This is a genomic window from Thioalkalivibrio sp. AKL17 (genome assembly GCF_000377885.1).
Classification (GTDB): Bacteria; Pseudomonadota; Gammaproteobacteria; order Ectothiorhodospirales; family Ectothiorhodospiraceae; genus Thioalkalivibrio; species Thioalkalivibrio halophilus.
Genome location: NZ_KB898765.1, coordinates 332,905 through 350,354 on the forward strand (window position 1 = coordinate 332,905; position 17,450 = coordinate 350,354).

The window sequence follows — 17,450 nt, forward strand, 5'->3', positions numbered from 1 at the left end:
CACCTGCAAGCAGGCTCCCACAGGCATCGGGGCAACCCTGACCGCGAATCAGTACCCCGGGCGGGTGCCCGGACCCGGTACCCGGTGGGCCGGCACCGGGTCGTCGACATGCTCGGCGGTGCGCAGTCGGCGGCTCTTTTCCACCATGCGCCAGCAGGAACGATTGTTGTTGTAGCGCGAGACATGCTGCAGCGGGACCCACAGCACGGCGTGCGATTCGTGGCTGCCGGGGATCTCCAGGCGGTCGTCGATCTCCACCAGAAAGCGCACGTCGATGTGATCGTGCTGCGGGAACTCGGGGCTGGCGGGGATGGTGTGGATATCCAGGTCGAATACGTCTTCGGTGACCAGACGGATGTGCTCGCGCGCCAGCCCGGTCTCCTCGTGCACCTCGCGCAGGGCCACCTGGAGGATGTCGGCCTGACCGTCCGCATGGCCGCCGGGCTGGAACCAGCGGTTGTGCTTGCCGTGCAGCAACATCAGCGCCCGCTCGCGGTCGGGGCTGAGAACCCAGGCGGAGCCGGTGACATGCGCCGGCAGCAGATCGCAGTTGAAGCAGTCGGGGTGCCGACGGACGAAATCCAGCGCGCGGCGGCGAAAGCCCGCCTCCTCGATGAACGGGGCCTGGTGACGTTGCAGCAGATGCAGCAGCTGTTCGCGATGCATGGCGCTCAGGTTCCCGCAGGGCGTTCCAGGGCGGCGCTGGCGGCGCGCGCGGCTTCGTCGATGTCGGCCTCGCTGCCGGCCAGGATCAGACGGCCGAAGGCCCCCACGGCACTAACGTCGATCAGGGTCACGTGCGCCGCCTTCAGGGCCTGGTTCGCCGCATAGATAATATAGCCCGCCGGCTCGGCCTCGAGGATGAACATGCTCTGTTCCGGCAGGATCATCGAACCGCGACGGTTCTGGCGGTTGATCAGCACCGTGTGGTCGGGCGACATCCCGCGGATGATCTCCTGCCACGGGATGTTGCACTGCTGGCGGTCGGAGACCTCGGCCCCCATGCGCGAGAGCAGCACGCGCCCGGCCTCCTGCACGTCGGAGTCGTCGCGCTGGTGCACCACCATGGAGCCGTATTCGCGTTCCACCACCTGTTGCGACAGGTGCACGCGGGTGGACTTGAGCGCGATGTCGGTCAGGCGGTGCACGGCCATGCCCGGCGAGACCTCCACCCACAGGCAGGAGTCTCCCGGCACCGGCGGGAATCCCTGCGAGACGGTCGCCATGTAGGCCGCCAGCTGCGGCTGCAGGGAGTCCATGTAGACGTAGGTACGGAGCTTGATCATCGATTTCGTCGGGAAGGTCGCCGGGGCCGGCCGCAGGGGGCGTATTCTGGACTGCGGGGCGACGCCGATCAAATCCGCGGGCACGCGGTCACCGAGAACGAATGATAAGCTTCGCGCCATCATCCGGAACCCAGCCCGAATACCATGTCGCAAGCCGATGACCCCGCAGACCTGCTGACCGCTCTCGAAAACGACCCCGACATCGACCTGGCGGAGATCCTCCGGCGCCTGGTCGAATGGCTGCGCCCGGACGACCCGCGCAATGTGGCTCCGGTGATCGCGCGCCTGGAATCCCTGGTACTGGCCCTGCAGGACCAGCCTGCGCTGCGCGAACGCCTGCGTGAACGCCTGGAAGCCGGGCTGGAAGACGCCCGCCACCTGACGCTGTACACCGGGATCGGACTGTTTTCGCGCCGCGGCTTCTTCCGCGAGGCCGCGGAACTGCTGTACGAGCGCATCAACCCGTCGCCGATGGATCGCACCGACCTGCGCGACGTGCTCTATCACGTGTTCCACGATCCGGACGACGCGGTCTGGGTGGCACGCCTGCCGGACGATGCCTGGCTGCGCCTGCTGAGCGCGCTCGGCTGTCTTTCCGGCGAGCACCCCGGGGTCCTGGAACGGGCCCGCGAGGAGATCCTCTACGCCCTGGAGATGCTCTCGATCTGGATCGCGGCGGAGGAGCTGGAACCCGAACTCCTGCGTCTGGATCCGTCGATCGCCGAGCGCAATTCGGCCTTCGTGGCGCAGGAACGCGAGATCGCGGCCTACGTGCGCGAGTACCGCGCCTGGCTGCAGGACCCGACCCGCGAGCGCCGTGACGACCGCCATGCGCGGGTCCTGCTGGAGCAGTGCGCCGAGCAGATCGAGAAGCTGCGCACGCTGTCGCACAGCCGTGGCAACAGCCTGTCGCTGACGCACCTGCTGGAGCGGCTGAACCAGACGCTGGCGCGCATCCACAAGCTGCTGGATCTGCTCGAGCCCGAAGACGCCGCGACCACCCGGGCCAGCGGCGTCGGCCTGTTCCGCGAGCTGGTGACCACCAGCGCCCGGCGCCACGGCGTGCGCGCCCTTTGGCAGGACAACATCCGCCAGGTCTCGCGCAGCGTGACCCAGCACGTCTCCGACACCGGGGAGAAATACATCACCCGGGGACGCCAGGAATACTTCGGCATGCTCGGGTCCGGCGCCGGAGCCGGGGTCATCATCGCGTTGATGGCCCTGATCAAGATCCAGATCGGCCACCTCGGACTGTCGGAAGGCTGGTACGCATTCTGGTCCAGCCTCAACTACGGCCTGGGCTTCGTACTGATCCACATGCTGCACCTCACGGTGGCCACCAAACAGCCCGCGATGACCGCGGCGCGCATGGCCGCGGCCATTGAACAGACCGAACGCGGCACCGCCGACCCGTCGAAACTGGCCGATCTGCTGGTCCGGGTGGGACGTTCGCAGTTCGCCGCCATCCTCGGCAACGTGGGCGTGGCGCTGCCGATGGCCCTGTTCATCGGCCTGTTCGCGCTGTCGGTCTTCGAACAGCCGGTGCTGGACAGCACGAAGGCCGGCTATCTGCTGGACGGTCTGCGCCCGGTCGCCGGGCTGGCCCTGCTGTTCGCGGCCATCGCCGGGGTGTGGCTGTTCGTCTCCGGGCTGGTGGCCGGCTGGCTGGACAACCGCTGCGCCTATCTCGACCTGCCCGGGCGCCTGCGCGAACACCCGCTGCTGCGGCGCCTGCTGCCGCAGCGGGCGCGCCACGGCCTGGCGAACTGGGTCGGCTACCACTATGGCGCCGTGCTCGGCAACATGGTGTTCGGGGCCCTGCTGGGGGCGACCGGCTATGTCGGTTATCTCACCGGGCTGCCGCTGGATATCCAGCACGTGGCGTTCGCGTCGGCCAATCTGGGCTACGTCACGGTGACCGAGGGACTCGCCCTGACCACGTTCGGGCTGTTCCTGGCGTTCGTGCTGCTGATCGGCGCGATCAACCTGTGGGTGAGCTTCGGCCTGGCACTGTACGTGGCGCTGCGCGCCCGCGGCGTGCGCATCGGCTCCCCGGCGCGGCTGCTGCGCGCTTACGGCCGCCACCTGCGGCGCCACCCGGCGGAATTCCTGCTACCACCCCCGCGCTCGCGCGACTGAGCTATCCTCGGGGCATGAGCGATTCGAAGCGCCTGGACGAACTGGTCGCGCGCACCCAGCGCGAGCGTCAGGAGCGCGAGCGCGGCTACCGCGAGCGCGCCCTGGGCATGTACCCCTGGGTCTGCGGACGCTGCGGCCGCGAGTTCACCCGCGCCAACGTGCACGAACTCACGGTCCACCACCGCGACCACAACCACGATAACAACCCGCCGGATGGCAGCAACTGGGAACTGCTGTGCCTGTACTGCCACGACAACGAACACCAGCGCCATGGCGAGGCGCGCGCGGCGGGGCCGTCCGCCGGGGGGACCGGCGCTGCGGCGTCCGGGGGCGCCACCTGGAACCCCTTCGCCGACCTCGCCGAACGTCTGAAGGACCCGGGCAAGGACTGAACCGGGCCGCCCCGCGCCTCCCGGGCGATCACTCCGGCGTAGCGCGCGCCACGCCCCGCAGCAGCCGGCCGAGGATATCGCTGCCACTGAGGATGCGCCGGTGCTCTCCCCACAGCAGGATCACGTCCTCGCCCAGCACGGTGTCCCCCTCGTGCGCCGGACGCACGCGGAAATGCGGGATCAATCCGCCCAGCCGCCGGTTGCCGTCGCGCACCACCACCGGATGCAGGCAATGGTGCAGCGGATCGAATCTCTCGGGCGCGAACAGGGCCTCGCGGGTGAAATCCGCAGCGCGCAGCACCCGGCGTGGCTCGCCGGTCGAGTCGGTGAGGATGACCCAGGAGCAGGCCGCCCGGTTGATGCTGCGCAGGAACGGGTCGTCCACCCGCGGTTCGATGTGCGGAAACCGCGGCCGGTCCCCGTCGAACTCCAGAGTCAGGATGCTGGCCGGATCCACCGGCTCGCCCTCGTGGCGCACGGCGATGTCATCCAGCTCGAGAAAGTTCCGCGCCCCGCGCCCTTCCACCCGCGCGATCTCGCTCTCGCCCGAACGCATGTGCAGATCCAGCACCTGGTGCAGGTCGCGTTCCGGGAAATAGCGGATCTCCTCCCCGCCCAGCCAGCGGTCCAGCACCCACGCGGTGGGCCGCGCGACCGGATACATCAGGAACTGATAGAAACGCAGTACCGGGTACAGCACCGAGGCCACGCGCAGGGCGTGGCGGGAAAAGTACGACTGCGGGATGATCTCGGCGAAGATGGTGATCACCACCGTGGAGAACAGGAACGCCGCCACGCCGCCCATCACCGAGCCGGAGAGCAGCGCCAGCAGCACGTTGACGCCCACGTTGCCCCACAGGATGGTCACCAGCGCGAAATTGGAATCCTCGCGCAGATGCAGCACCCGCTGCGCCCGGGCATCCCCCTTGCTGGCCTCCACCTTGAGCTCCAGCTTGCTGCGGGCGAACAGCCCCAGGTTGAGTCCCGAAAGGATCGCCGACTGCGACAGGCACAGCAGCACGCCGATCCAGGTCAGCGCGGTCGTCATCCTCGCCCCCGGCGGTCGCTTGATACCGCCAGTATCCCACACCCGGACGGCCCTGCGATCCGGCGCCCGCCGGACTGTACCCGCCGCGCCCGGCGGTGTAGCGTATGCGGCGATCAAAGGAGGGGCCGCCAGAGCACAAAAAAGCCACGCGGTCCGTTAAGGAAACGCTGATCCATGTGTGCGTTTCCTGAAGGGGGAAAACATGCAAAAGCATCCGGATTGGCGGGACACCTGGCCGATCTATCTGCGCTATACGGCGCTGGCCGTGGCGATCGTCGCCGTGCTGGCGGTGGTCCAGGTGCGCTTCGTCTACGCGGTCGAAGGCTTCCCGCCGCAGCTGTTCGTTATCCCGTCGGCGGTCGGGCTGCTGTTCGGCATCATGCTCGCGCGCATCCGCGTACTCGCGTCGCACACCCACGTGCTGCGTGCCTTCGCGGCGGTGACGGCCGGGACCCGCGAGCCGGAAGCGGAGGACGACGCCCGCGCCTTCCACCGTCTTCTGGAGGCCGCAGCCGGCGAGCTGGACAGTGACGAGATCGCGCTGTTCCGGCAAGGCGACACGGGCATCGAGCGTCTGGCCCACTGGGCGCGCGATCCGCAGCGCCCGGCCTGTCTGATCGAGGAGCGGGCCACCGCGCTGTGCACGCGCGGCGTCGAAGAACCGGTTCCCCGGAGCGTCCCCGGACAGGAACTGGAGCTGCCGGCGGCCGGACGGGTGGACCTCGTGCGGGTGCCGATCGATCCCCCGGAGCCCGTGGTCCTGGCCGCCTGTCGCCGCGGCCACCGCACCCGCCGCCCGCCCGACCCGGTGGTCCGCGGCTTCCTCGGGCTGTGTGCCGAATGGCTGGGCATGCGCCTGGAACGCCGGCATCAGCAGGCGATCATCGAAGAGCAGCGTGCCCGCCACGCGCGTGAACAGCGCCGCGCGCAGACCACCCTGGCCTCCATTGGCGACGGCGTGCTGACCGTGGACACCACCGGTCGGATCGACTACGCCAATCCGATGGCCGCCCGACTGCTGCACCAGCCGGTCGAAGAACTGACCGAACAGCCGCTCGAACGGGTGCTGCAGCTGGAAGACGAAAACACTGGCCGCCCCCTGGACCCGCTGCCCCCCGGGGCCGGCCCCCCGGCCAGCGAGCGCGGCGCCGGCGCCGACGAGCAGGTCCTCCGGCGCTCCGACGGGACCCGCCTGCCGGTCCAGCTGACCGTCACCCCGGTGCAGGACACCGACGGCACTGCACGCGGGCACGTCATCGTCCTGCGCGACGTGTCCGAAGTCCGCGACGCCCTGCAGCACATGGCCTACTACAGTTCGCACGACGACCTGACCGGCCTGATCAACCGGCGACGTTTCGAGCGGCTGATCGAGGATGCCCTGCACGGCGCCCGCCGCGACGGACGCCCGCATGTGCTGTGCTATCTCGATCTCGACCAGTTCAAGCTGATCAACGACACCCGCGGCCACCAGGCCGGCGACGAGATGCTGCGCCAGATCGCGGGCATGCTGCGCAGCATCATGCGGCCGCAGGACCACCTCGCGCGTCTGGGCGGCGACGAATTCGGCATCCTGATGCAGGACTGCGACATCGAGCAGGGCAGCCAGATGGCCGTGGGCATCGCCAGCGAGATCGCCGGCATGCGCTTCTTCTGGGAAGACAACGTCTTTGCCCTGTCGGCCAGCCTGGGCGTCGTGCCGGTGGACGGCGAATCGGAGTCCACCCAGCAGCTGCTGCGCCACGCCGACACCGCCTGCTACGCGGCCAAGGATTCGGGACGCAATCAGGTCCGCGTCTACACCCCGCAGGATGTCGATCTGGCCGATCGCGCAGGCGAGATGCACTGGGTCAGCCGCATCCCCCAGGCGATCGAACGCGGGGAATTCGAACTCTGGGCTCAGCCGGTGCTCGCACTGGGCGACGGACCACCCGCCTACCAGGAGCTCCTGCTCCGGCTGCGCGACGAACACGGCAACCCGGTTCCCCCGGGGACCTTCATCCCGGCGGCCGAGCGATACGATCTGATGTGCCAGCTGGATCGCTGGGTGGTGGAAACCGCACTGGAATGGATGCAGGACTGCCAGGCCCGCGGGGCCGAACTGCCGGTCATCGGGATCAACATCTCCGGCACCGCCCTCAACAGCGAGGCCTTCCCCGAGTTCCTGCTGGAACGGGTACGCTCGGCCGGCATTCCCGGCCACCGCCTGTGCTTCGAGATCACCGAAACCGCCGCCGTCGGCAACCTGACCCGCACCGCCCGGTTCATGCAGGAGCTGCGTGGCGAAGGCTGCCTGTTCGCGCTGGACGATTTCGGCAGCGGCCTGTCCTCCTTCGCCTACCTGAAGAACCTGCCGGTGGACTTTCTCAAGGTGGACGGCAGCTTCGTCAAGGACATCGAGCACGACCCCATCGACCTCGCCATGGTACGCGCCATCCATGACATCAGCGGCATCGTCGGCCTGACCACCATCGCCGAACATGTCGAGAACGAACATATCGGCAACCACCTGCGCGCCCTGGGCATCCCCTACGGCCAGGGCTACGGCCTGGCCATGCCCGCCCCTCTGGCCGCCTGTACGCCGACGCAGGCCCCGGCCTCGGTCGAGTGATCCGGATCACACACGCGGCGAACTCACCACCCGAAGGACCGTGCCGGCATCTACACTCCTGAGTGGGGCCGACCCGCGGGCCCGGGATGCGCCCCGGGCCGCCGCTGGCACCCGCCACGTCAATCTACGGGAGGAAATGCATGAACAACGTCTGGATCGTGGTTGCCGATGCCGCCCGCGCGCGCATCCTGAGTTGTGAAGGCCGGGCCTGCAGCAACATGCAGGATGTCGAGGCCCTCAGTCACAGCGAATCCCGGGCCCACAATCAGGACCTGGTCTCCGACCGCCCCGGACGCAGCTGGAGCAGCGCGAGCGGAGATGGCCGCCATGCGATGCAGGACACTACCGATCCCGGAGCCCAGGAGCGCGACCGTTTCGCCCGTCAGCTCGCCGAGCGCCTGCGCGAGGCTCACCACGCGGGCAGTTTTCAGCATCTGGTGATCGTGGCCGCGCCCTCCTTCCTGGGCGCCCTGCGCGAACTCCTGGACCGGCAGGTGGCGCAGACCGTGACCGCGGAGGTGGCCAAGAACGTCACCAAGGTCGAGAAGCCCGCCGACCTGCGCAAGCATCTCCCGGACTTCCTGTACTGAACCGGTCCACGCACCCCGCCGCCCCCGTCCCGGGGGCGGCTCACCACACCAGCATCAGCAGCCCGGCACTGGTACACACCACCAGCACGGGGATGATCGTCTCGCGGATCACCTGACCCTCGCGCGCCTCCAGCCCCGCCGCCCCGGCGGCCATGGCGATGTTCTGCAGGGAAATCATGTTGCCCACGCCGGCACCGATCAGCTGCAGGGCAAGGATCGACGGGAGCGCCAGCGCGAGGGCCTCCGCGGTATCCACCTGCAGCCCGGTGAACAGCAGGTTGGAGACCGTGGCACTGCCGGTCATGAACGAGCCCAGGGCACCGACGAAGGCACTGAACAGCACAAAGCCCCCGCCCAGCAGTTCCGCCAGCCCCTGCCCCAGAACCTGCGGCATGGACGGCAGCCCGGCACCGTTGTCCGCGGAGATCAGCAGCAGCTGGGTCAGGCTGATGATGAACACCAGAACGATCGCGGCGATACGTACCCGCTGCCAGGTCGCCACGGCCGCCCCGCCCAGGGTCGCGCGATCCACGCGGAACAGGAACATCGCGGTGATCAGGGCCAGCAGGAAATAGAAATACGGGGTAAACAGCGGCTGCAGGGTCTGATCCGGGCTGACGCCCGGGAGCCCGGCAAACCCGATCTCCACTCCCGCCAGCCATTCGCGCAGGGGGCCCACCGTACGCGACAGGATCAGGGCCACGGCCATCACGAAAAACGGAACCAGGCCACGCAGCACCCCGCGCTTATCCACCGGCTCGGCCGCCTCGCGCCCCCCGCGCACCGGCAGCAGCCAGCCGCGGTGCGCCGCCCAGGCAATCAGGGCCATGGCAGTCACCCCGCCGATGATCGCCGGCAGTTCCGGCCCCACCAGCCAGGCCACCAGGAAATACGGCAGCCCGAAGGCCAGACCGGAGAACACCGCGAACGGGATGAACTCGCGAAAACGGCCCTTCTCCTCGCCGAGGGTCGCGACCCAGGCAATGAACACCGTGATGAACACCCCCAGGGTCCCGTGGATCGCCGCCGTCTGGAACACCGCCTGCCCGATGGTGTCCTCGCTCAGCCCCAGCCCGGAAAAGCCGATCACCACCGGGGTCCCCGCGGCCCCGAACGGCACCGCGGTGGAATTGCCGATCAGGGCGATGGCCACCGCCTTCAACGGGGGCAGGCCGAAATACACCAGCAGCGGCGCGGCCAGCACCGCCGGGGTCCCGAAACCGGCGATCCCCTCGACAAAGCCGACCAGGCCCCAGCCCAGCAGCATGGCCAGCACCCGGCGATCGTCCGAGACCCGCGCGATGGCACACTGGATGGCATCCAGATGCCCGGTCCGGATCAGCACGTTCAGCATCAGCAGGGCGACGGTGATGATCAGCATCACCTCCAGGAACACGACCCCGGCGTTGGCCAGACTGGTCGCCACCACCATTCCCGGCAACTGCCAGACGAACAGCCCGATCAGCAGCGTGGCCAGCCAGGCCAGCGGCGCCGCCTCGTACGCCGGGCGGCGCAGGAACACCAGGAGCACGAACAGCAGTGCGAACGGAACCAGCGTTACCCAGAACAGCGTCATGTCCTCTCCCGCGGACGGCCTGCGCAAAGCCCCGAGGGTACACGGATCCGGCGTAGCCGCGCAGACCCGGCCGCCCGACACCCCGAACACCCCGAACACCCCGAACACCCGATGATTATGAGCCGAATCACTGTCAACGGTGTCCGCATCCCGTATCCTTGCATCACGACATTCTCACTCTCAAATCCGTGGCCCGGAGCAACGAATGGCACACATGGAATGGACCAGCGATCTCGACACCGGGATCGAGGTCATCGACAACCAGCACAAGCGCATCGTTGACTACATCAACGAGCTCCACCACGCGATCGAGAACAGCGATCGCGACGAGGTGGGTGACGTCATCAACCAGTTAATCGACTACACCCAGTCGCACTTCACCTTCGAAGAAGAAATGATGGAGGAGGCCGGCTACCCGTTCCTGCGCGCTCACCAGCGGGTGCACGGCCTGTTCATCCGGCGGGTGGAAACCTTCAAGGAACAGTTCGAGAACGGCGAGGACATCGCCCGCGAACTGCACACCGTCCTCAAGACCTGGCTGGTCAATCACATCAAGCACGACGACGCCGATTACGCCGAGCTCGTGCGCCAGCACACCGGGGCCGACACGGCCCACAACCGGGGACTGTTCAGCAAGCTCTTCGGCCGCTGAACGCCCCGGTTTCTCCCGTGTGGCGGAGGAGGGCCGCCGCGCTGAGGGCACGGGATACCGATAAAACCACAGGAGATGGAGCCATGCCGTACGTTCACTGGTCGGACGATCTGGATACGGGGATCCCGGTCATCGACAACCAGCACAAGCGCATCGTCGAATACATCAACCGCCTGTGCGAAGCCGTCGAGGGCCAGGCGACACGTGAGCAGGTTCACGAAGTGCTCGATCAGGTGGTGGATTACACCCTGACCCACTTCGCCTTCGAGGAGGAGATGCTGGAGATCGTGGAATACCCCGACCTGGAGCAGCATCGTAAGTCGCACGAGGCTTTCAGCCAGCGGATCCGTCAGTATCAGCAGGATTTCGCCGACGGCCACGACGTAGCCAGCGAGCTCGGCGAGACCCTGCGGGACTGGCTGATGAATCACATCCGCAAGGATGACCATGAATACGGGCACATGGTCCGCGACTGGATGCACGCCCACGCACCCAACGGCGTCCTGCAGGACTGAGAAGGCGGGACCGGCGGCCCGGTGGTGCCGGGCCGCCCCGCGTTGACGCACCCGCCGGCGGCGCCTAGTATCCCGGGACTCCGCCCTGCCCGGATGGCCCCGATGACCTACTGTGTCGCCATCGATCTGGACGACGGTCTGGTGTTCGCCTCCGATTCGCGCACCAATGCCGGCGTCGACCAGGTCAGCACCTACTCCAAGATGCACACCTTCGAGATCGAAGGTCAGCGCCTGTTCGTGGTCCTCGCCGCCGGCAACCTCGCCACCACCCAGGCCGTGGTCAATCGCCTGCAGCGGGAAATGGAGGAAGCCGGCCAGGAAGGGGCCGCCGAACCGAACCTCGCGACCGTCGCCCACATGTCGGAGGCGGCGGAATACCTCGGCCGAATCAACCGCGAGGAGCAGGAGAAGCATTCCGAGGCGCTGTCGAAGTCGGGGATGAAGGCAGATGCCACCCTGATCATTGGTGGCCAGATCGCCGGCGAGCCCCCGGCAATCTACCTGGTCTACCCGCAGGGTAACTACATCACCACCTCGCAGCACACCCGCTTTCTGCAGATCGGCGAGAGCAAATACGGCAAGCCGATCCTCGACCGCATCATCGAGGCCGAGACCCCGCTGGGCAACGCGGCGCGCTGCGCGCTGGTCTCCATCGATTCAACGGTGCGCTCCAACCTCACCGTAGGGCCGCCGATCGAGGTCCTGGTGTACGAGCGCGACACCCTGGAGATGGACCACTACCTCTGCCTGGAGGCCGAGGACGAATACCTGCGCTCACTGACCCATGCCTGGGACGAGAACGTCAAGAAGGCCTTCACCGACCTGCCTCGCTTCGACTGGGAACACCGCCACGGACGCAAGGACCGCGGCACCCGAGTGAGTCGCCGGGCGAAGAAGAAGTCCTGAAGCGCCCGGGCCGTCTCAGGCGACATCCGGCGCGGGAGCGTTTTCCGGAAACTGGAACCAGGTCCGCACATTGGCCCCGTGCAGCTCGGCCACGTCCTGCTGCAGCGTCTCCAGAAATTCATGCAGGGTGTCCTCGCCGATCAGCTCGTCGATATCCGCGTTAAGGGCGTGGCGGCGCGCCTGGGTGACCAGACGCAGCGGCATCTCGTTGCGCGGCAGCCGCTCCAGCGCCGCCTGGACCTCGGTCAGGGCATGCGCCACCGCCCGGGGGAATGCGGTGTCCTGCAACAGAAAACGCACGACATCCGGCCCGTTGATACGCCGCTTCACGTGCAGCCGGTACATCTGGAACCCGCCCTCCGAACGCAGGATGGAGGTCCACAGCAGCCCCTCGTAGGGCCGGGCCGTCTCGTCGTCTTCACGCTTGAGCAGCCTGAGGGCGCCCACGTCGACCTGACGGGTGGTCATGTCCGCGCGTTCCAGATTGCGTCCCAGACGGATGAAATCGTAGGCCGCATCGTGGCTCATGCTGCCCGCCAACAGGCCAGTAAGCATCTGGCAGCGTTCGATCACCTCGGACAGAAATTCGAAACGGCCGCGCTTGGTGATGCCCTGGTCGATGTGATCACGCGCGAACAGGAACAGCTCGTTCATCACCTCCCAGGCCTCGGAGGGCACCAGGTCGCGCGTGGTACGGACGTTCTCGCGCGCCTTGCGCAGCGACGACAGCACCGCCCCCGGGTTGTCGGCATCCGCCAGCAGGAACTTCACGCAGTTGCGCTCGTCCTCGCGCTGGTAATGCGCCTCGAATTCGGCGTCGTGGCCGGTGACCGACACCAGCCCCCGCCACGACAGCTGCGCCGATTTCGGCATGTCCAGCGCCAGCAGGCTGAAGGCCCGGACCATGCGTGCGGTGTTCTCGGCGCGCTCGACATAGCGCGCCATCCAGTACACCCGTTCTGCCACTCGCGAGAGCATCTCAGTCCTCCTCGTCCACGATCCAGGTGTCCTTGCTGCCGCCGCCCTGCGACGAGTTCACCACCAGCGAACCCTTGCGCATCGCGACCCGCGTGAGGCCACCGGCGGTCACGTCGGTGCGCACCCCCTGCAGGATGAAGGGCCGCAGGTCCAGATGGCGAGGCTCGATCGCTTCGCCACACAGCGTGGGCGCCACGGACAGATCCAGCGTGGGCTGGGCGATGTAGTTGCGCGGATCCTTGCGAATCAGCCTGGCGAACTCGGTGCGCTGCTTCTTGGTGGCGTGGGGACCCACCAGCATGCCGTAGCCGCCCGATTCGTTGGCGGGCTTCACCACCAGCTCGTCCAGGTGCTCCAGCACGTACTTGCGATGCTCCTCGTCGGAGCACAACCAGGTCGGCACATTGGGAATGATCGGGTCCTGATCGAGGTAATAACGGATCACCTCGGGGATGAAGGCGTACATCACCTTGTCGTCCGCCACGCCCGCCCCCGGCGCATTCGCCAGGCCGACATTGCCCTTGCGCCAGGCGCGCATCAGGCCGGGGACCCCCAGCAGCGAATCGGGGTTGAAGGCTTCGGGGTCGAGGAAAGCGTCGTCGATGCGGCGGTAGATCACGTCCACCCGTTCGGGGCCGTCGATGGTGCGCATGTACACGCAGTCGTCGTCGCCCACCATCAGGTCGGCGCCTTCCACCAGTTCCGCCCCCATGCGCTGGGCGAGAAAGGAATGCTCGAAGTAGGCGGAGTTGTAAATCCCCGGGGTCAGCACCGCGATCTCCGGGTAGTCCTGCGGGCGCGGCGAGATCGAGGCCAGCATGTCGAACAGCTGCGCCGGGTATTCGTCGACCGGCAGGATCGAACTGTTCTGGAACAGCTCGGGCAGGACCCGCTTGGTGACCTGGCGATTCTCCAGCATGTAGGAAACCCCGGAGGGTACCCGCAGGTTGTCCTCCAGCACGTGAAACTGGCCGTCACCCGCACGCACCAGGTCGCTGCCGCAAATATGCGCCCAGACCCCGTGCGGCGGGTGGATGCCGACGCATTGCTCGCGAAAGTTGCGCGACTGTTCCAGCACGTAGCGCGGGATCACCCCGTCGCGGAAGATGCGCTGTTCGTTGTAGATGTCATCGATCAGCAGATTGAGCGCGGTCATCCGCTGCTCCAGCCCGGCCGCGACCCGCTCCCATTCGCGCCGCGGGATCACCCGGGGAATGATGTCGAACGGCCACGCGCGGTCGATGTTCTCGCCCTCGCTGTACACCGTAAAGCTGATGCCCATCTCGAGGATCGCACTGTCGGCCGCCTGCTTGCGCCCCTGCAGTTCGTCGTCGTCCAGGGTAGCGAGGTATTCCGCCACGGCGCGGGCCGCGGGCCGTGGCTGCCCCGGGCCTTCCATCAATTCATCGAAAAACGGGGCGGAATCGTAATGCTTCCAGTCGATGGGCATCCGGCGGGGCTCCTCTGCTCGGCGGCGTCGCAGCCCACAGCATACGTCCGCCCGCCACCGGGCAGGAACCCCCGCGTGTAGGAGGCCAGCCCCCTGGCCGATCGGGGCCTGACGAGCCACCGGGGCCGAATCGGCCGGAGGGCCGGCCTCCTGCGCGCGGGTGCAACCGTGGGAGGCCAGCCTCCTGGCCGATCGCGGCCTGACGAGCCACCGGGGCCGAATCGGCCGGAGGGCCGGCCTCCTACGCGCGGGTGTCGAAACGGTGGATCAGGGATCTCAGCTCGCCGGCCAGGCGTTCCATGTCGGCGCTGGCCTCGCGCGCGTGTTCCGCCACAGTCCCGGTTTCGGCGGCCACGTCGTGGATGGACGTGACGTTGCGGTTGATCTCTTCGGAGACCGAGCTCTGCTCCTCCACCGCCGTGGCGATCTGGGTGTTCATCTCGGTAATGCGCCCCACCGCCTCGCGGATGCGCCCCAGCGACTCGCCGGCCGACTGCGCCTGTTGCACGCCGTGCGCAGCCTGTTCCTGGCTTGCGCGCATCGCACTGACCGCCTCGCGCGAACCGTTCTGCAGGGTCTCGATCATCTGGCGAATGGTCACCGTGGATTCATCGGTGCGCTGCGACAGCCGCCGGACCTCGTCGGCCACCACCGCGAAACCGCGTCCGTGCTCGCCGGCACGCGCCGCCTCGATGGCCGCGTTCAGGGCCAGCAGGTTGGTCTGTTCGGCGATCTCGCGGATCACGCCGAGGATGTTGTCGATCTCCGCAGCGTCGGTCTCCAGCCGGTTGAGCTTCTCTGCGGTGGTCTCGACCTCGCGCGCCATGCGATTGATCGCTTCCACGGTGGCGTTCACCACCTCCTCCCCGGAGCGGGTCTCCTGCTCGGCGTGATGGGCGCTGTCCGCGGCCTGCGCCGAGTTCTGCGCCATCTCCTGGATGGTCGAGGTCATCTCGTTCATCGCCGTGGCGACCTGATCGATCTCGCCCTGCTGGCGGGTGACCCCGCTGGCGGTCTGCTCCACCGCACCCGCCATACTCCGGGCGCCGTCGCTTACCGCCCCCGACTGCTCCTCGATGCGGTCGAGCACGGTGAACAGCCGCGCCTCGTGGAAGCGCTGGAACAGCTCCAGCGTCGCCGAACCGTCGCGCCGGCCGCAGTAGATGGTCTCCATCGCCGGGTTGTCGAAGATCCGCCGCAGTCCCCGCATGGTGCGCTGCAGCGGCTGCATCAGCCCGACCGTGGCCGCGCCCCCCAGGGCGAACACCAGGGCCAGACCCAGCCCCTGGGCCAGTACTCCCCAGGGCGCCAGCAGGACTCCCAGCGCCAGCGCAAAGCCGAGACCCCAGACACCCAGCAGCCGGAACAGCAGGCTGTCCCAGAGGTGGCGCCGGAACTGGCGCCCGCGCTTCATCGCGGCATAGACCTTCTCCGCGCGCTCTACATACTCGCGCGACGGCACCCGACGAACCGATTCGTAGCCCACCTTCTGGCCGTTCTCGTAGGCCGGGGTCACGAAGGCATCCACCCAGTAGTGGTCGCCGTCCTTGCGCCGATTCTTGACGATGCCCATCCAGGCGCGGCCCGACTGCAGCGTGGACCACATGTCGGCATAGGCCGCCTCGGGCATGTCCGGATGGCGAACGATGTTATGGGCCGAACCCCGGAGTTCTTCCCAGTCGAAACCACTGACGCGCACGAAGGCGTCGTTGGCGTCGCGGATCCGGCCCTTCAGGTCGGTGGACGAGATCAGGTCCTCGCCCTCGTTGAGGGTGTATTCGGTCCCCGTGACGGGAAAATTTTCGCGCATGCTGCTCGGTCTCCACGGGCGCGCCGGCCGGCGCGCCCCTTGCTCGTCGCGTGAATGTCGTTGTACGGGGTAACGGCCGCCGCGCAGGCGGCTTGAGCCTCAGCGCCGTGCCGCCGCCAGCAGCCGGGCGAAGCCGTCGAGGGTCCGGGAATCCAGCGCCAGCGCCGGCGAGCGCCGGTCGGCGTAGATCATCCCGATGCAGCGCCCGTGCTCCAGCACCGGCGCCAGCAGGCAGTCCACGCCGCCGGTCAGCTCGGCCACGGCCCCGGGCAACGGGGTGTCAGGATGATCGCGCGACCACCAGACCGGATCGGTCTGCTCCAGCACCGCACCCATGGCGCCCAGGTCATGCCGGCCGATGCCAAAATGGCTGAACTCCGGCTCGTGCAGCGTACCCACCAGATCGACAGCCTGCAGCCATTCACCGTCATGGGCCAGCTCCGTGAACACCACGCGGTTGAGCCCCAGGCCGAACTGGCAGGCGCGCAACAGGCGCCGCAGGCGCACGCCCCGGTGCGGCTCGCGCTGCAGTGCGAGCTCGCCGCTGACCGCGATGTCGCCGCGCGGCGCCAGGCCCAGCGGCACCGGCGAGCAGTCATCCCGCCAGACGCGCGCGACCGCCGAGGGATCCAGGTCGTCCATGGCATACAGCCACGCGTCCCGGTTGAAGCCCTCCATCAGTCGGCCAAGCCGATCCGCCGCCGCCTTGTCGGGCTCGCCCAGCAACCCCGCCAGCAGGCGCAGATCGCGGTCCTCGCGCAGGGTGTCCATGCCGTGGAAGATCTGGCCGGCCACTGCGGAGGCCACCATCACTTCCATGGCGCGCGGGTGAGCGGCATTTTCCGCGCGCAGGGTACCGCGCACCAGCTCCGGGAGGTGCATGTGCTCGGCCATCCCGCGCGACAGATCGTCGGTGGCATAGCCCAGGGCCACGTAACTGGCCTCGTCGGGCACCGCCCGCAGCTGCAGCATCGAGCGCAGTCCCGGCAGTTCCGGCGCGCCGGTCATTTCCAGCGCCAGCATGCCGAGGTCGTTCAACAGGGCGGCCAGCCCCAGCTCGCCCGGTTCGCTGTCGTGGCGCACCCGTCCCAGCTCCTCCACGATCAGTGCCGCCAGGCGCGCCTGGGCCGCTCGCCGCCGGTACGGCTGCGGGTCCCCCAGAAGGTCTTCCACGCGGGGGGCCCGTTCGATCTCCTGATGCACCGCGCGCAGGCCGAGCATGGCAATGGCGTCCGGAACCGAATGGATCTCCTGCTTCAGCCCCGGGCGCGGCTCGTTGGCCCGCAGGATCAGGCGCAAAGCCAGCCCGGGGTCACGCTCGGCATACTGCCCCACCTCGCGCAGCGAGCGGTTCACCAGTTCGTCGGTGTCGGCGAACACCGCCTCGCTGGAACCCAGCACCGGCCAGTCCGTCTCCGCCAGCCCGCGCGCGCGGGCGGCGTAGGGCGCCGTTTCGTCCATGACCATCGCTGTACCTCGCGTGCGGTTCTCGATTAAGGT

Annotated in this window: 15 protein-coding genes; 7 read left to right on the plus strand and 8 right to left on the minus strand. The window is 68.0% G+C overall.

The annotated features are described in order from the left end of the window. Positions 1-48 precede the first annotated feature (48 nt). Together D577_RS0104820 and D577_RS0104825 are read right to left on the minus strand one after the other, a co-directional pair. Complete coding sequence (locus D577_RS0104820; RefSeq protein WP_018946425.1) at positions 49-666, minus strand: NUDIX hydrolase; 618 nt, start codon at positions 664-666, stop codon at positions 49-51. A 5-nt stretch (positions 667-671) separates the two neighbouring features. Next, positions 672-1,286, minus strand: a complete 615-nt coding sequence (locus tag D577_RS0104825; protein ID WP_018870039.1) for a BMC domain-containing protein — start codon at positions 1,284-1,286, stop codon at positions 672-674. 144 nt (positions 1,287-1,430) lie between these two features. Here D577_RS0104825 and D577_RS0104830 point away from each other — a divergent pair, with 144 nt between their 5' ends. Together D577_RS0104830 and D577_RS0104835 are read left to right on the plus strand one after the other, a co-directional pair. Next, positions 1,431-3,425 (plus strand): site-specific recombinase, encoded by a 1,995-nt coding sequence (locus D577_RS0104830; RefSeq protein WP_018946426.1) that lies wholly within the window; start codon positions 1,431-1,433, stop codon positions 3,423-3,425. Positions 3,426-3,439: 14 nt separating this feature from the next. Further along, a complete protein-coding gene (locus tag D577_RS0104835) occupies positions 3,440-3,817 on the plus strand; it encodes a YajD family HNH nuclease (RefSeq protein ID WP_018946427.1) in 378 nt (125 codons plus the stop codon). Between the two features lie 28 nt (positions 3,818-3,845). Here the strand turns inward: D577_RS0104835 and D577_RS0104840 are convergent, their stop codons facing one another. Continuing rightward, entirely contained in the window at positions 3,846-4,865 is a 1,020-nt protein-coding gene (locus D577_RS0104840; RefSeq protein WP_018946428.1) for a DUF21 domain-containing protein, read from the minus strand. A 202-nt stretch (positions 4,866-5,067) separates the two neighbouring features. Here D577_RS0104840 and D577_RS0104845 point away from each other — a divergent pair, with 202 nt between their 5' ends. After that, complete coding sequence (locus D577_RS0104845) at positions 5,068-7,473, plus strand: EAL domain-containing protein (protein ID WP_038036045.1); 2,406 nt, start codon at positions 5,068-5,070, stop codon at positions 7,471-7,473. Positions 7,474-7,613: 140 nt separating this feature from the next. Continuing rightward, a complete protein-coding gene (locus tag D577_RS0104850) occupies positions 7,614-8,063 on the plus strand; it encodes a host attachment protein (protein WP_018946430.1) in 450 nt (149 codons plus the stop codon). A 40-nt stretch (positions 8,064-8,103) separates the two neighbouring features. Here D577_RS0104850 and D577_RS0104855 read toward each other — a convergent pair whose 3' ends face one another. Further along, the gene (locus tag D577_RS0104855) at positions 8,104-9,639 is read right to left on the minus strand and encodes an L-lactate permease (RefSeq protein ID WP_018946431.1); all 1,536 of its coding nucleotides are present in this window, start codon (positions 9,637-9,639) and stop codon (positions 8,104-8,106) included. A 205-nt stretch (positions 9,640-9,844) separates the two neighbouring features. On the opposite strand from D577_RS0104855, the gene D577_RS0104860 reads away from it, so the two are divergent. The 3 genes from D577_RS0104860 to D577_RS0104870 all read left to right on the plus strand — a co-directional run bounded on the left by D577_RS0104860 (position 9,845) and on the right by D577_RS0104870 (position 11,712). Then, a complete protein-coding gene (locus tag D577_RS0104860) occupies positions 9,845-10,291 on the plus strand; it encodes a bacteriohemerythrin (protein WP_018870045.1) in 447 nt (148 codons plus the stop codon). Between the two features lie 83 nt (positions 10,292-10,374). After that, positions 10,375-10,806 carry a bacteriohemerythrin gene (locus D577_RS0104865; protein WP_018946432.1) on the plus strand — a complete coding sequence of 144 codons (432 nt, stop codon included), beginning with the start codon at positions 10,375-10,377 and terminating at the stop codon, positions 10,804-10,806. A gap of 102 nt (positions 10,807-10,908) precedes the next feature. Then, positions 10,909-11,712, plus strand: a complete 804-nt coding sequence (locus tag D577_RS0104870) for a proteasome-type protease (RefSeq protein ID WP_018946433.1) — start codon at positions 10,909-10,911, stop codon at positions 11,710-11,712. A gap of 15 nt (positions 11,713-11,727) precedes the next feature. Here D577_RS0104870 and D577_RS0104875 read toward each other — a convergent pair whose 3' ends face one another. The 4 genes from D577_RS0104875 to D577_RS0104890 all read right to left on the minus strand — a co-directional run bounded on the left by D577_RS0104875 (position 11,728) and on the right by D577_RS0104890 (position 17,417). After that, the gene (locus D577_RS0104875; RefSeq protein ID WP_018946434.1) at positions 11,728-12,690 is read right to left on the minus strand and encodes an alpha-E domain-containing protein; all 963 of its coding nucleotides are present in this window, start codon (positions 12,688-12,690) and stop codon (positions 11,728-11,730) included. A 1-nt stretch (position 12,691) separates the two neighbouring features. Continuing rightward, positions 12,692-14,140, minus strand: a complete 1,449-nt coding sequence (locus tag D577_RS0104880) for a circularly permuted type 2 ATP-grasp protein (RefSeq protein ID WP_018946435.1) — start codon at positions 14,138-14,140, stop codon at positions 12,692-12,694. A gap of 241 nt (positions 14,141-14,381) precedes the next feature. Further along, positions 14,382-15,950, minus strand: a complete 1,569-nt coding sequence (locus D577_RS0104885; RefSeq protein ID WP_018946436.1) for a PAS domain-containing methyl-accepting chemotaxis protein — start codon at positions 15,948-15,950, stop codon at positions 14,382-14,384. Between the two features lie 99 nt (positions 15,951-16,049). Then, complete coding sequence (locus D577_RS0104890; RefSeq protein WP_018946437.1) at positions 16,050-17,417, minus strand: HDOD domain-containing protein; 1,368 nt, start codon at positions 17,415-17,417, stop codon at positions 16,050-16,052. Positions 17,418-17,450 lie beyond the last annotated feature (33 nt).